Source organism: Streptomyces lydicamycinicus (assembly GCF_000829715.2).
Taxonomy (GTDB): domain Bacteria; phylum Actinomycetota; class Actinomycetes; order Streptomycetales; family Streptomycetaceae; genus Streptomyces; species Streptomyces lydicamycinicus.
In genome coordinates this window covers 18,094-31,762 of the sequence record NZ_BBNO01000005.1, presented here as the reverse complement: position 1 = coordinate 31,762, position 13,669 = coordinate 18,094, and the positions used below count along the sequence as shown (strand labels likewise).

The window sequence follows — 13,669 nt, the reverse complement described above, 5'->3', positions numbered from 1 at the left end:
CGCTTCCCCCATGCTCATCGCCCGCTCCGCCGTCCTCTTCGTCGTCGCTGCCCTCTTCGAGATCGGCGGCGCCTGGCTGGTCTGGCAGGGCGTCCGAGAGCACAGGGGCTGGGCCTGGATCGGCGCCGGAGTGCTCGCGCTCGGGGTGTACGGCTTTGTCGCCACGCTCCAGCCGGACGCCGAATTCGGCCGGATCCTCGCCGCGTACGGCGGTGTCTTCGTCGCCGGATCGCTGGCCTGGGGCATGGTCGCCGACAGCTATCGCCCCGACCGCTGGGACGTGATCGGCGCGCTGGTCTGTCTGGCCGGCATGGCAGTGATCATGTACGCCCCCAGGGGCCGTTGACCGGCCTGCATATCCTGGCCGCGGACCGTCTCCCCCGGCTCATGAGGAGCAGGGGCCCCATCGCCCGAGGAGAGCGCATGACCGCCGAGGCCCGTACCGCCGTCGTCACCGGAGCGAGCAGCGGCATCGGCGCCGCCACCGCGCGAGCGCTGGCCGCGGCCGGCTACCACGTGGTGCTCACCGCCCGCCGCAAGGACCGCATCGAGGCGCTCGCCGCCGAGCTGCCGAACGCCGAGGCCTACGCCCTCGATGTCACCGACCGCGCCGCCGTCGACGCCTTCGCGACCGTCCTGGACCGCTACCCGTCCGTCGATGTGCTGGTCAACAACGCCGGCGGTGCCCTCGGCGCGGAGCCGGTCGCCACCGGTGACCCCGCCGACTGGCGGACCATGTACGAGGTCAATGTGCTGGGCGTGCTCCATATGACCCAGGCGCTGCTGCCTGCGCTCACCGCCTCCGGCGACGGCACCGTCGTCGTGCTCTCCTCCACCGCGGGCCATGGCACGTACGAGGGCGGTGGCGGTTATGTCGCCGCCAAGCACGGTGCGCATGTCATCGCCGAGACCCTCCGTCTGGAGCTGTGCGGCGAGCCCGTCCGCGTCATCGAGGTGGCTCCGGGCATGGTCAAGACCGACGAGTTCGCCACCACCCGCTTCCGTGGCGACACCGAAAAGGCCGCCAAGGTCTACGCGGGTGTCGACCAGCCGCTCAGCGCGGAGGATGTCGCCGACACCATCACCTGGGCGATCACCCGCCCCTCCCATGTCAATGTCGACCTCCTGGTGGTCCGCCCCCGCGCCCAGGCCTCCAACTCCAAGGTCCACCGCACCGGTTGAGCCACCCGGCGGGCATCGCCACCCGCCGTACGATCACCCCGAAACCCGAAACCCGAAATGCGGGGGCCTGGGTACACCCTTCACCGGGTGTCCGGGCCCCGTGTCCGAGGGCGTCCCGCTCGCGACAGTGGACCCATGACCGCGGCCGGACACGGAGCCCCCCGCCCGAGCAACCACCGACGGGTACCGGCCCACCACTACGGCCACCGGCACCCGCCCCACCACCACGGGCAGCGGCGCGCGCCCGGCCACCGCGGACACCGGCGCCCGCCCGGCCACCAGACGCCCCTCCGCCGCCCGACGACGCCTTCGCGACCGCCCCCGGACCGCCCCCGGACCGCCGCCTAACTGCTCACGCTCACCGTCGTGACCGTCCTCGTCACCGCGCGGGCGCTGACCGCCTACGTCCCGCCCGACCTGCACACCAGCCGGGCCCCGCTCGGCAGCGAGCTCCACTACGCCCTGCTGGTGGCCCACACCGTCACCACCACCGTCGCCGTGCTCACCGGCCTCGCCCGGTCCCGGCCCTGGCCCTGGCCCTGGCCCTGGCCCTGGCTACGCCAACGGGCAACGCGCACGGCACCCCCGCGCCGGGCTCAGCCTCCGGCCAGAAGGTCAGCCACCCGAACCCCCAGCTGACCTCGGGGTTGGCCGGTGGCGAGGCCCACTCGTAAGAGGAGCCGCTGAGCGGGATACGGCCCGCGAGCTGCGCGACCGCCGGCGCCACCAGGTCCTGGACCACCGCCGCGATCACCCACAGCCAGATCCCGGCCGGCTCGCTCCGACCTCGGCCATTCGGCCGCGGTGGGCTCGCGCACCGTGCCGGACCACGGTGTGGTGAACACGGAAGCGTGCCGACTCCCGCGCAGGGGAGGCATCGGGCGCTCAGCCGTGGAAGGACGAGGCATGCACATAGCCGGGGCCCTGGCGGGCCGTAGGTGGTACGCCGCGGTCGTCACCGCGGCCGTGACCTGCTCAACTGTCCTGACCGGGCCGGGCCTCGCCGCGGCCGGCGGTCCGCCGTCGCCTTCGGGGACTGTTCCGCGGCTGGCGTGGCACCCCTGCGTCCAGGGCGGCCAGTTCGACTGCGCGACCGCGAAGGTGCCCCTGGACTACCGCGACCCCGGCGGCCGCACCATCGAACTGGCCGTCATCAAGCGGAAGGCGACCGACCCCCGGCGGCGCCTCGGCACCCTGTTCTTCAACCCCGGCGGACCCGGCGGGCCCGGCACCGTCCAGATGCCGCAGACCTACCCGTTCTTCCCGCGCGAGGTGCGGGAGCGGTTCGACATCGTCAGCTGGGATCCCCGCGGAATCGGCAGCAGCACCGCGGTGAACTGCTTCGGCGGCCCCGCGGAGGCCCGCGCGTGGAATGCGAGCAGACCGGCCGGCTTCCCGGTGGGCGCGGCGCAGCGGGCGGCCTGGATCGCCGCGTACCGGGAGCTGGGCCGGCGCTGTCAGCAGCGCGATCCCGAGCTCCTGCGCCATGTGTCGACGGCCGACACCGCGCGCGACCTCGACGGGCTCCGCCAGGCGGTGGGCGCACCGCAGCTCAGCTACCTCGGGGTCTCCTACGGCACGTTCCTGGGCGCCACCTACGCCAACCTCTTCCCCGGCAAGGTCCGCGCCATGGTCCTCGACAGCACCATCGACCCGCAGGCCTGGACGAACCACGCCTCCCACGAGGCCCCCCGGCTCCCGACGTTCCTGCGGATGGGCTCGGACCTCGGCGCGGCCGCGACCCTGGACCAGTTCCTCAGCCACTGCGGCGCCACCACCACGGCCCGCTGCGCCTTCTCCGCCGGCGGCCCGAAGGCGACCCGGGACAAGTTCGACCGGCTGATGCGGCGGCTCCGGGAGCATCCCGTGGGCGCGTGGACCTATGGCCGTACGGTCGGTGACGTGGTGAACAGCCTCTACAACGTCGACCCCGGATGGGCCTACCTCGCCGCCCGCCTCCAGACCCTCTGGCGGGGCCGCGCCCCGGACCCGACCCCGCCGCCACCCGCACCACCGGTCCCGAACCCGAATCCGTACACCGGCGAGGAACAGGCCGCCGCGGTGTTCTGCGGCGACAGCCCCAATCCGCGTGACCCGGGGGTCTATCACGCCCTGGCGGAGGCCTCCGCTCGGCGCGCGGGCGACGCCGGGCGCTTCTGGGCCTGGGCGGGGGAGCCGTGTGCCACCTGGCCGGCGGTCGCGGCCGACGCCTACCGCGGCCCATGGAACAAGCCGACGGCGCACCCCGTCCTGGTGATCGGCACCACCTACGACCCCGCCACCCCCTACTCGGGCGCCCAGGCGCTGGCCGAAGAACTGGACCGTGCCCGCCTGCTCACCCACCACGGCTACGGCCACACCGAACTGACCAACCCCAGCACCTGCGTCCACGCCTATGAGAGCCGCTACCTCATCGAGGGCACACTCCCGCCCCCCGGCGCGGCGTGCCGACAGGACACACCGCCCTTCGCCACCCCCGTGCCCCGCGGCGGCGTCGCCACCGGCGGCGGAGCGATGGCCGGCCTCGTCTCCCGGGCCGGCGGCCGCTCCGCGGGCGGGGTCACCCCTTGACGCAGAGGGCCGGCCAGGGCGCCTGGCTCACTCGGTGCTGACGACCACCGTGCGCATGACCTTGTCCGCGAAGGTCTGGCCCTTCGCGTCCCACGCCGGCCACAGGTAGCCGATGCTGCACGGGGCGCTGTCCAGCCCGTGGCAGATCCGGCGCAGCAGGGCCCTGCCGAAGCCGAGCGGCTGACCGTTCTCCTCGCGTATGAGCCGGATCTTCATGGCCTTCTTGCCCGGTGACGCGCCCTTGCCCTCCTTGACGAGGATGACGATGTTGGCGATGACGGCCCACAGGACGGCGATCACCAGCAGGGCGATGATGATCGGGACTCTTACCTTCTCCCTCTCGGCCTGGCAGGCGGAGTCGCCCAGGCAGCCCTGCAATGACTGCTCGAGGAAGATCGCGACGATGAACGCAAGGGCCGGCACCAGACCGGCGACCAGGAAGTCGATCAGGAAAGCACCGAAACGGCTGCCCCAGCTCGCGTACGCCCCGGGCCCGACGGGCATGCCGGGCTGCTGCGGGAGGCCATGGCCGGGCACGGGCTGCTGCGGGTAGCCATAGCCCGGCGCGGCCTGTTGCGGGTATCCGTACGGGGCCGGCTGCTGCGGAGCTCCATACGGGGCAGGCGGCGGCTGCTGGCCGTAGGGGTTGTTCGGGTCGCCGAAGCTCATCTGTGGATTTCCTCCGAGGTGTGAGGGGACGACGCGGCGTGACTCGGAGGTAAAACAGGCTTCACCGGCCCGCCCCCGACGATGCCTGCGGCACTGCTGCCCGACGATCCTTCTGGTTCCGGCTCGGCTCTGTCCAATCAAGGCCGGGAGCGGTGGTCACCACAGCTGCCGCAAGGGGGCGGGCCGGCCGGCGGCGGTCGCTCCGGGCTGTGATCCACGGTCAGAAACCGAGCGCCCCGGACCACATACGACCCGGGGCGCTCGATCACATGGGGTGCCGCGCTCACCCCTTCACGCAGATGACCTGCTTGAGCTTGGCGACGACCTCGACCAGGTCGCGCTGCTGGTCGATGACCCTCTCGATCGGCTTGTAGGCGCCCGGGATCTCGTCGACCACTCCGGAGTCCTTACGGCACTCCACGCCCCGCGTCTGCTCCTCCAGATCCCGGGTGGAGAACCGCTTCTTCGCGGCGTTCCGGCTCATCTTGCGGCCGGCGCCGTGGGAGGCGGAGTTGAAGGACGCGGGGTTGCCCAGGCCCTTGACGATGTAGGAGCCGGTGCCCATCGAGCCGGGGATGATCCCGTACTCGCCGCTGCCCGCCCGGATCGCACCCTTACGGGTCACCAGCAGGTCCATGCCGTCGTAGCGCTCCTCCGCCACATAGTTGTGGTGGCAGGAGATCACGTCGTCGAAGGTCACCTTCGCCTTCTTGAACTCCTTGCGGACCACGTCCTGGAAGAGCGCCATCATCACGTCCCGGTTGTGCCGCGCGTACTCCTGCGCCCAGAACAGGTCGTTGCGGTACGCCGCCATCGGCGGGGTGTCCGCGATGAAGACGGCGAGGTCACGGTCGACCAGGCCCTGGTTGTGCGGCAGCTTCTGCGCCTGGCCCATGTGGAACTCGGCGAGCTCCTTGCCGATGTTCCGGGAGCCGGAGTGCAGCATCAGCCACACCACACCGTCGTCGTCGAGGCAGAACTCGATGAAGTGGTTGCCGGAGCCGAGCGACCCCATCTGCTTCGTGGCCCGCTCCTGCCGGAACTTGACCGCTTCGGCGACCCCGTCGAACCGCGCCCAGAAGTCGTCCCACCGGGCCGTCGGGAAGCCATGGAGCCGCCCCGGGTCGACCGGGTCGTCATGCATGCCCCGGCCCACCGGAATCGCCTGCTCGATCTTCGAGCGCAGCCGGGAGAGGTCGCCGGGCAGGTCATCGGCGGTGAGCGAGGTCCGTACCGCGCTCATTCCGCAGCCGATGTCGACGCCGACCGCCGCCGGGCAGACCGCGCCGCGCATGGCGATCACCGAGCCGACCGTGGCGCCCTTCCCGTAGTGGACATCCGGCATCACGGCCAGGCCCTTGATCCACGGCAGGGTGGCGACATTGCGCAGCTGCTGCATCGCGACGCCCTCGACCGTGGCCGGGTCCGTCCACATCCGTATCGGTACCTGGGCACCCGGTACCTCGACGTACGACATAACTCCCTCATTCCCCCGAATTTATGAAAAACGCAAAAGCCGGACAAGTTATCCGATCATGGACGGCGAACCGGCGTGCGCGGCAAGACGTGCGGTAGACATTGTGTCCATCGGCCGCTGACCGGCGGCAACCGCATTTCGCAGGGAAAGGAGCCGCGAACGATGCCACGCAAGCCGTTCGTACCCGGTGCCGCACTGGTGGTGGCCGCGGCCCTGGCCGCCGGCCTCACCGCCTGCACCGGCGGCTCCGGCTCCGACGGCGAAGAGGGTGACGCCAAGAGCGGCGGCACCTCCACGTCGAGCCAGGCCGCCGAACCGGGCCGCTATCAGACCCTCCCCGAGGCCTGCGGGCTGCCCGCGCGCAGCAGCCTCCGCGGCATGCTGCCCGGCGGCGGCCAGCACCTGTCGCGCGACGAGGCCAAGAAGATCTACGACGGCCAGCCCGACATCACCTACGACACCGACCGCCGCGTGGGCTGCCGCTGGACCCGCGAGACCACCGCGGGCACCCGCCATCTGAGCCTCGACATCCAGCGCGTGGTGTCGTACGACGCCGCCGTCAGCGATGACGACAAGGCGCAGGGTGTCTACGACAGCAAGGCGCTGGCCGCCAAGATCCCGTCCGGCGGCAACGGCTCCCCCTCCCCCGCCGACCCGAGCCCGTCCGCCACCAAGAGCGAGGGCAAGGGAGAGGGCAAGGGGGAGGGCACGGGAACCACCACGAACAGCTCGACGGACAAGAAGGAGCAGGCGCCCTCCGGGAGCCCCTCGGGGGCGTCCACCCCCGCCGCGGACCCCAGCGCGGACCTGAGCGACTCCACCGCCCCGCGCGTCCTGGACGACCTCGGGGATGCGGCCTTCCTCAATGACAAATTGGTCACAGCGGACTCGGGTGTGCACCGCGACGTCACTGTGGTCTTCCGCACGTCGAACGTCATCGTGACGCTCACCTACGACCAGTGGTCGACGGACAAGACGATGTTGCCGGAGAGCCAGGAACTGCAGGACAAGGCCCGTTCGCTGGCCGGCGAGCTGTCGGAGAGCCTCAGCGAATAGTCCGGATCGAGCGCATTGCCCGAATCAGCAAGTACGGGGAGCTGCGCCCGTTTTGGGCGTTGCGCTCATCGACAGGAATCGGTCACCCACCTCGCCGCGCCGCGTACCGTGCCCCTAGGGCGGACACGCCCTGCCCGTACGCGAGGAAAGGCGGGCCACCGCCACGGTCGCGCGCCATGCCGGCCGGATGACGACGAACAGCGAAGGAACCATGCACCGTTCAGCCAAGCGACTTGCCAGCCTTCTCACCTGCGCAGCAGTACCGGTGCTGCTCGTCGCCGGCTGCTCCGGCTCGGACAGCGACAGCTCCGGTGACGCCTCCGCCTCCGCCAAGTCCAGCGGTGCGGCCAAGCCCTCGCCGACCGTCGCGCCGGCGAAGTTCAAGAAGCTGCCGAACCCGTGCGAGGCGTTCTCCAAGGACACCGTCAAGAAGATGCTGCCCAAGGTGAAGGACGCCTCCGGGGAGCGCGGCAACTCCACGGACAACGCCGCGCACGGCACCTGCTCCTGGAGCAGCTCCGACGAGAACGGCGTCGACGGCACCCAGTTCCGCTGGCTGGACGTCGGCTTCCAGCGCTACGACTCCGACCTGGGCATCGGCTCCGGCGAGAAGCGCGCCACGGACTTCTACACCAAGCAGGTCATCGACGCGAAGGACACCAAGGACGCCAAGAAGCTGACGTCCGTGAAGACGTCCGGCACCGGCGACGAGGCGACCGCGATCACCTACGACGTGAAGAAGGAGGGCAACGACTTCAAGAACACCACGGTCATAGCCCGCACCTCCAACATCGTCGTCACGCTCAACTACAACGGTGCCGGCCTGGCGGGCGCGGACACCCCCAAGGGTGCCGACCTGCTGAAGAAGGCCCAGGCCGCCGCGAAGGAAGCGGTCACCGCCGCCACCAAGGCCAACGGCTGACCGAAGCGACACCGCCCGTGCCCCCGGCCCCGGCCGGGGGCACGGGTGCGTCCACAGCCGCACCCTGGAGGTGAAGCGCCCCGGCCCGCCGCCGGCCGGCGCCCCAATCGTGACCCCGCCCCCTCCGTACCGGCCCACGCCCGCCCGTACACATGTGCCAGGCTGTCGCTCGCAACAGACCGACTAAGAGGGGTTCTCGGGTGGCCGCGCCGCTGAAGCTGACACGCACACACCGGATACTCATCGGGGTTGTCGTCACCGGCGCGGTGGTCATCGCCGGCATCGGCTTCGCCGGCTCCTACGCGGCCGTGCGGGAACTGGCCGTCAAGAAGGGCTTCGGCGACTTCGCCTACTTCTTCCCCATCGGCATCGACGCGGGCATCTGTGTCCTGCTCGCCCTGGATCTGCTGCTGACCTGGATCCGCATGCCCTTCCCGCTGTTGCGCCAGGCAGCGTGGCTGCTGACGGTGGCGACGGTGGCGTTCAATGCCGCCGTGGCGTCCGACCCCTTGGGCATGGGCATGCATGCCGTCATCCCGGTGCTGTTCGTCGTCACCGTCGAGGCCGCCCGGCACGCCGTCGGGCGGATCGCCGACATCACGGCGGACAAGCACATGGAAGGTGTGCGCCTCACCCGCTGGCTGCTGTCGCCGGTCCCGACGTTCCTGTTGTGGCGGCGGATGAAGCTGTGGGAGCTGCGGTCCTACGACGCGGTGATCAAACTGGAGCAGGAACGGCTCGTGTACCAGGCCCGCCTGCGGTCGCGCTTCGGGCGGGGCTGGCGCCGTAAGGCTCCCGTGGAGTCCCTGATGCCGCTGCGGCTCGCCCGGTACGGGGTACCGCTGGCCGAGACCGCTCCCGCGGGGCTTGCCGCGGCCGGCATCGAACCGCAGTTGCTGCCGGCGCCACAGCAGTCCGTGACGCCCGCTCTGGAGCCGAAGGCCGAGGAGCCGAAGGCCCAGGAAGCGGCCGAGGAGCTGCCGAACCAGTGGTTCGCGGCGCCGCAGCAGGTGACGTATCAGGGTGACTACGACCCGGCGTACGTCCCGGAGCAGGAGCATCAGCTCTCGTACGACGATCACCAGCAGGTGCCGGCGCACGAGCAGGCCCCGGTACCGGCGCCACACGGGCCGGAGCCCGAGCCGCAGGTCCCGGTGCCGACCGGTGCGGGTGGCACGCGTCCGCTCGGCAAGGGCACTCCCGAGGCGGACCCGCAGCCTGCCCCGGCACCGGCCGCGGCCCCGACCGACGAGGACCTGTACCAGGTGTTCCGGCATTCGATAGAGGGCGAAGGCATGCCGACACAGGGCGCGTTCGCGGCGAACCTGCAAGCGCAGTACGGGATTCGCCTCCGGGCACGGGACCTGCACCGCTACATGGACCAGTTCAGCGACCGCCTCAACGCGGAGCTGCTGGACGAACACATCGCGTAACGCGCACTCCGAGACGGAACCCATCCGGTAGGGACGGAACGCATCCCGTAGGGGCTGTCCCCGTGCCGCCCCTATGCCGCCCCCGAGCGCTCCTGCTGCTGCTTGCGCTTCCTGGCCGTGTCGCCCCATACGGCCAGCGCCGCACCGGCCGCGAAGAGGCCGACGTAGGCGGGGGACGGCAAGGTGAACCAGTGGGGCAGCAGCCCCCAGGCGCCGTCGAAGAAGACCTGGCCGATGAATCCCATCGCGCCCTGGATCATGACGATGAAGCCGATTAACCCTCTCATGGCTCCAGCGTGCAGCGTTCGGCCCCGGGAATCCTCGTCCCCGGGGCCGAACCCGTCTCCTCCCTCAGTCGGAGAGCGCGCCGTGGTGTCTACGACTCCACGGCAGCGGCGCTCCGAGGGCCGTCATCCGCCGAGCAGCTTGCGCACCCGGTCGGCGCCGACGGCCAGCAGCAGGGTGGGCAGCCGCGGCCCGGTGTCCCGGCCGACCAGCAGGTTGTAGAGCAGGGCGAAGAACGCGCGCTGGGCGGTCTTCAGCTCCGGGGTCGGCTTGGCGTCCGGCTCCAGACCCGCCTGGACCTTCGGCACTCCGTAGACGAGCGTGGTCAGTCCGTCCAGCGACCAGTGCTCGTCGAGGCCGTCGAGCAGCAGCCGCAGCGAGCCGCGGGACTGCTCGTCGAGGGTGCCGAGCAGCTCCGCGTCGGGCTCGCTGCGGACGATGGTGCGCTGCTCGGCCGGGACCTGGGTGGCGATCCAGTACTCCGCCTTGTCGAGCCGCGGCCGGGTCTCGTCCAGGGAGGTGACGGGGTTGGCCGGGTCCAGTTCGCTCAGGATCCGGAGCGTCTGCTCGTCATGGCCGGCGGTGATGTCCGCGACCGAGGCGAGGGTGCGGTACGGCAGCGGGCGCGGCGTACGGGGCAGCTCACCGGCGGCGGTGCGGGCCGCGCGGGAGTACGCGGCGGCGTCGGCCGGCAGCACCGTGCCGTCCGCGACCTTGGCCTCCAGCTTGTCCCACTCGTCGTAGAGCCGCTGGATCTCCTGGTCGAAGGCGATCTTGAAGGACTGGTTGGGCTTACGGCGCGCGTACAGCCAGCGCAGCAGCGGCGCCTCCATGATCTTCAGCGCATCGCCCGGGGTCGGCACCCCGCCGCGCGACGAGGACATCTTGGCCATGCCGCTGATGCCGACGAAGGCGTACATGGGGCCGATGGGCTGGTCGCCGCCGAAGATCTTGCGGACGATCTGGCCGCCGACGACGAAGGACGAGCCGGGCGAGGAGTGGTCGACACCGGACGGCTCGAAGATCACGCCCTCGTAGGCCCACCGCATCGGCCAGTCGACCTTCCAGACCAGCTTGCCGCGGTTGAACTCGCTCAGCCGGACCGTCTCGCCGAAGCCGCACTCGGTGCAGGTGTAGGCGAGCTCGGTGGTCTCGTCGTCGTACGAGGTGACCGTGGTGAGGTCCTTCGCGCACTGCCCGCAGTACGGCTTGTACGGGAAGTAGCCCGCCGAGCCGCCGCTGCCGTCGTCCTCGCCGGCCGCGCCGGAGCCCTCGGCGGCCTCCAGCTCGGCCTCGTCGACCGGCTTCTGCGACTTCTTCGCCGGGGCCTTCTTCGTGCGGTACTGGGCGAGGATCGCGTCGATGTCCGCGCGGTGCTTCATCGCGTGCAGGATCTGCTCGCGGTAGACACCCGAGGTGTACTGCTCGGTCTGGCTGATGCCGTCGTACTCGACGCCCATCTCGGCCAGCGCCTCGCTCATCGCGGCCTTGAAGTGCTCGGCCCAGTTCGGGTACGCCGAGCCGGCCGGGGCCGGAACCGAGGTCAGCGGCTTGCCGATGTGCTCGGCCCAGGACTCGTCGATGCCCGCGATACCGGCCGGGACCTTGCGGTAGCGGTCGTAGTCGTCCCAGGAGATGAGGTGGCGGACCTCGTGGCCACGGCGGCGGATCTCGTCGGCGACCAGGTGCGGGGTCATGACCTCGCGGAGGTTGCCCAGGTGGATCGGGCCGGACGGGCTCAGGCCCGAGGCACAGACGATCGGTTTGCCGGGGGCGCGGCGCTCCGCCTCGGCAATGACCTCGTCCGCGAACCTGGAGACCCAGTCGGTCTCGGTGCTCTGCTGAGCCACGATCGGCCCTTCCTCTTCCTGGTGCTTCCTGATTGCGCCGTCTTGCGCGTGCGACGCACAAATGCCTGACGGTGCCCATTCTCCCAGACGGAAAATCAGTGGTAGTGCCGTGGGATACTCATTGGCAAACCCTTTCCACTCCGACGGAACGGCTCTTTCCATGGCCTCGGTCACCTCCCTCGCAGCTTCGGTCCACCAGCGCGTCGCGGACGCCCTCTCGGCAGCCCTGCCGGAGGCCGGCTCCGCCGACCCGCTGCTGCGCCGAAGTGACCGGGCGGATTTCCAGGCCAACGGCATGCTGGCGCTGGCGAAGAAGCTCAAGGGCAATCCGCGGGAGCTGGCGACCAAGGTCGTCGCGGAGATCGGCGAGAACGCCCTCTTCAAGGAGGTCGAGGTCTCCGGCCCCGGCTTCCTCAACATCACGGTCACCGACCGGGCGATCACCCAGACGCTGGCCGCGCGCGCCGACGACGACCGGCTCGGCGTGCCGCTGAAGGAGAACCCCGGCGTCACGGTCATCGACTACGCCCAGCCGAATGTCGCCAAGGAGATGCACGTCGGGCACCTGCGCTCGGCGGTCATCGGCGACGCCCTGCGCCACATGCTGGACTTCACCGGTGAGCGGACGATCGGCCGGCACCACATCGGCGACTGGGGCACCCAGTTCGGCATGCTCATCCAGTACCTGATCGAGAACCCCGGCGAGCTGGCCCCGGCGGCCGACGTCGACGGCGAGCAGGCGATGAGCAACCTCAACCGCGTCTACAAGGCCTCGCGCGCCGTCTTCGACGCCGACGAGCAGTTCAAGGAGCGGGCCCGGAAGCGGGTCGTGGCGCTCCAGTCCGGCGACGCGGAGACCCTCGACCTGTGGCAGCGGTTCGTGGACGAGTCGAAGGTCTACTTCTACTCGGTCTTCGAGAAGCTGGACATGGAGGTCCGCGACGACGAGATCGTCGGCGAGTCCGCGTACAACGACATGATGACCGAGACCGCGCGGCTGCTGGAGGAGTCGGGCGTCGCCGTCCGCTCCGAGGGCGCACTGGTGGTCTTCTTCGACGAGATCCGCGGCAAGGACGACCAGCCGGTGCCGCTGATCGTGCAGAAGGCGGACGGCGGCTTCGGCTACGCGGCCTCCGATCTCTCCGCGATCCGCAACCGCGTCTTCGACCTGAAGGCGACGACGCTCCTGTACGTCGTGGACGTCCGCCAGTCGCTGCACTTCCGGATGGTCTTCGAGACGGCCCGCCGGGCGGGCTGGCTGAGCGACGACATCACCGCGCACAACATGGGCTACGGCACGGTCCTCGGTGCGGACGGCAAGCCGTTCAAGACCCGTGCGGGCGAGACCGTACGCCTGGAGGACCTGCTCGACGAGGCGGCCGAGCGGGCGACCGCGGTGGTGCGGGAGAAGGGCGAGCCGATCGGCCTGACCGAGCGGGAGATCACCGAGAACGGTGCGCAGGTCGGCATCGGCGCGGTGAAGTACGCGGACCTGTCGACGTCGCCGAGCCGCGACTACAAGTTCGACCTGGACCAGATGGTCTCGCTGAACGGCGACACCTCGGTGTACCTCCAGTACGCCTACGCCCGTATCCGGTCGATCTTCCGCAAGGCCGGTGACGTGGGCCCGCAGGCGCACCCGGAGCTGCCGCTGGCCCCGGCGGAGCGGGCGCTGGGCCTGCACCTCGACCAGTTCGGCGAGACCGTCGCCGAGGCCGCCGCGTCGTACGAGCCGCACAAGCTCGCCGCGTACCTCTACGGCCTCGCCTCGCTCTTCACGACCTTCTACGACCAGTGCCCGGTCCTGAAGGCCGAGGGCGGCGCGGACCAGATCGCCAACCGGCTGTTCCTGTGCGAGCTGACCGCCCGCACGCTCCACCAGGGCATGGCCCTGCTCGGCATCCGGACGCCCGAGCGCCTCTGACCGGAGCGCGCCGGTCTGGCCGCCCAGCGCTTCCCACCACGGCCCCGTACCTCACAGGTGAGGTACGGGGCCGTACCGGTCTCCAGGGGAGGGACAGCGACACCGGGTGGCCCTCACGGCCAGCGCTTACGCACCTCGTCCTTGGTCTTCTCGCTCACATCGAGGCCCTGACCGGCGGTCTTCTCCGCCTTGCCCTCGGCCTCCAGCTTGCGGTTGTGCGTCGCCTTGCCGACGACTTCCTTCATGGCGCCGATGACCTGGGCGCCCTTCGCCTGCATCTTGCGCTTCGCGGTCATGGTG

At 70.7% G+C, this 13,669-nt stretch carries 13 protein-coding genes; 8 read left to right on the top strand and 5 right to left on the bottom strand.

Features of this window, described 5'->3' with window-relative positions:
• Positions 1–10 precede the first annotated feature (10 nt).
• The 4 genes from TU31_RS17780 (at position 11) to TU31_RS17765 (ending at position 3,753) form a co-directional block, all read left to right on the top strand.
• Complete coding sequence (locus TU31_RS17780; RefSeq protein WP_042155662.1) at positions 11–346, top strand: YnfA family protein; 336 nt, start codon at positions 11–13, stop codon at positions 344–346.
• A gap of 77 nt (positions 347–423) precedes the next feature.
• On the top strand, positions 424–1,182 hold the full coding sequence (locus tag TU31_RS17775; RefSeq protein WP_042155660.1) for an SDR family oxidoreductase: 759 nt from the start codon (positions 424–426) through the stop codon (positions 1,180–1,182).
• 366 nt (positions 1,183–1,548) lie between these two features.
• Positions 1,549–1,821 (top strand): hypothetical protein, encoded by a 273-nt coding sequence (locus tag TU31_RS38675; protein WP_158894527.1) that lies wholly within the window; start codon positions 1,549–1,551, stop codon positions 1,819–1,821.
• Positions 1,822–2,088: 267 nt separating this feature from the next.
• Entirely contained in the window at positions 2,089–3,753 is a 1,665-nt protein-coding gene (locus TU31_RS17765) for an alpha/beta hydrolase (RefSeq protein ID WP_042155657.1), read from the top strand.
• Positions 3,754–3,780: 27 nt separating this feature from the next.
• Here the strand turns inward: TU31_RS17765 and TU31_RS17760 are convergent, their stop codons facing one another.
• Positions 3,781–4,422: an RDD family protein gene (locus TU31_RS17760; protein WP_042155655.1), complete on the bottom strand. Its 642-nt coding sequence runs from the start codon at positions 4,420–4,422 to the stop codon at positions 3,781–3,783.
• Positions 4,423–4,705: 283 nt separating this feature from the next.
• Positions 4,706–5,899, bottom strand: a complete 1,194-nt coding sequence (locus TU31_RS17755; RefSeq protein WP_042155652.1) for an RtcB family protein — start codon at positions 5,897–5,899, stop codon at positions 4,706–4,708.
• Between the two features lie 162 nt (positions 5,900–6,061).
• On the opposite strand from TU31_RS17755, the gene TU31_RS17750 reads away from it, so the two are divergent.
• From TU31_RS17750 to TU31_RS17740, 3 genes are all read left to right on the top strand, one after another.
• Positions 6,062–6,955, top strand: coding sequence for a hypothetical protein (locus TU31_RS17750; protein WP_042155650.1), 894 nt, complete (start codon positions 6,062–6,064; stop codon positions 6,953–6,955).
• Positions 6,956–7,166: 211 nt separating this feature from the next.
• Positions 7,167–7,877 carry a DUF3558 family protein gene (locus TU31_RS17745; RefSeq protein ID WP_042155648.1) on the top strand — a complete coding sequence of 237 codons (711 nt, stop codon included), beginning with the start codon at positions 7,167–7,169 and terminating at the stop codon, positions 7,875–7,877.
• A 200-nt stretch (positions 7,878–8,077) separates the two neighbouring features.
• A complete protein-coding gene (locus tag TU31_RS17740; protein ID WP_042155646.1) occupies positions 8,078–9,310 on the top strand; it encodes a DUF2637 domain-containing protein in 1,233 nt (410 codons plus the stop codon).
• 71 nt (positions 9,311–9,381) lie between these two features.
• Here the strand turns inward: TU31_RS17740 and TU31_RS17735 are convergent, their stop codons facing one another.
• Both TU31_RS17735 and lysS read right to left on the bottom strand, forming a co-directional pair.
• Positions 9,382–9,597 (bottom strand): hypothetical protein, encoded by a 216-nt coding sequence (locus tag TU31_RS17735; RefSeq protein WP_042155645.1) that lies wholly within the window; start codon positions 9,595–9,597, stop codon positions 9,382–9,384.
• Between the two features lie 123 nt (positions 9,598–9,720).
• On the bottom strand, positions 9,721–11,445 hold the full coding sequence (gene lysS, locus TU31_RS17730; RefSeq protein ID WP_042155643.1) for a lysine--tRNA ligase: 1,725 nt from the start codon (positions 11,443–11,445) through the stop codon (positions 9,721–9,723).
• 160 nt (positions 11,446–11,605) lie between these two features.
• On the opposite strand from lysS, the gene argS reads away from it, so the two are divergent.
• Positions 11,606–13,369 carry an arginine--tRNA ligase gene (gene argS / locus TU31_RS17725; RefSeq protein ID WP_042155640.1) on the top strand — a complete coding sequence of 588 codons (1,764 nt, stop codon included), beginning with the start codon at positions 11,606–11,608 and terminating at the stop codon, positions 13,367–13,369.
• A gap of 113 nt (positions 13,370–13,482) precedes the next feature.
• Here the strand turns inward: argS and TU31_RS17720 are convergent, their stop codons facing one another.
• A complete protein-coding gene (locus TU31_RS17720; protein WP_042155638.1) occupies positions 13,483–13,665 on the bottom strand; it encodes a CsbD family protein in 183 nt (60 codons plus the stop codon).
• Positions 13,666–13,669 lie beyond the last annotated feature (4 nt).

Bases quoted from the DNA above. Each gene is read 5' to 3' on its own strand.
- TU31_RS17755 (WP_042155652.1), bottom strand. From the start codon at position 5,899: ATGTCGTACGTCGAGGTACCGGGTGCCCAGGTACCGATACGGATGTGG.
- TU31_RS17720 (WP_042155638.1), bottom strand. From the start codon at position 13,665: ATGACCGCGAAGCGCAAGATGCAGGCGAAGGGCGCCCAGGTCATCGGC.
- TU31_RS17775 (WP_042155660.1), top strand. From the start codon at position 424: ATGACCGCCGAGGCCCGTACCGCCGTCGTCACCGGAGCGAGCAGCGGC.
- TU31_RS17745 (WP_042155648.1), top strand. From the start codon at position 7,167: ATGCACCGTTCAGCCAAGCGACTTGCCAGCCTTCTCACCTGCGCAGCA.
- TU31_RS17780 (WP_042155662.1), top strand. From the start codon at position 11: ATGCTCATCGCCCGCTCCGCCGTCCTCTTCGTCGTCGCTGCCCTCTTC.
- TU31_RS17760 (WP_042155655.1), bottom strand. From the start codon at position 4,422: ATGAGCTTCGGCGACCCGAACAACCCCTACGGCCAGCAGCCGCCGCCT.
- argS (WP_042155640.1), top strand. From the start codon at position 11,606: ATGGCCTCGGTCACCTCCCTCGCAGCTTCGGTCCACCAGCGCGTCGCG.
- TU31_RS17735 (WP_042155645.1), bottom strand. From the start codon at position 9,597: ATGAGAGGGTTAATCGGCTTCATCGTCATGATCCAGGGCGCGATGGGA.
- TU31_RS17750 (WP_042155650.1), top strand. From the start codon at position 6,062: ATGCCACGCAAGCCGTTCGTACCCGGTGCCGCACTGGTGGTGGCCGCG.
- TU31_RS17765 (WP_042155657.1), top strand. From the start codon at position 2,089: ATGCACATAGCCGGGGCCCTGGCGGGCCGTAGGTGGTACGCCGCGGTC.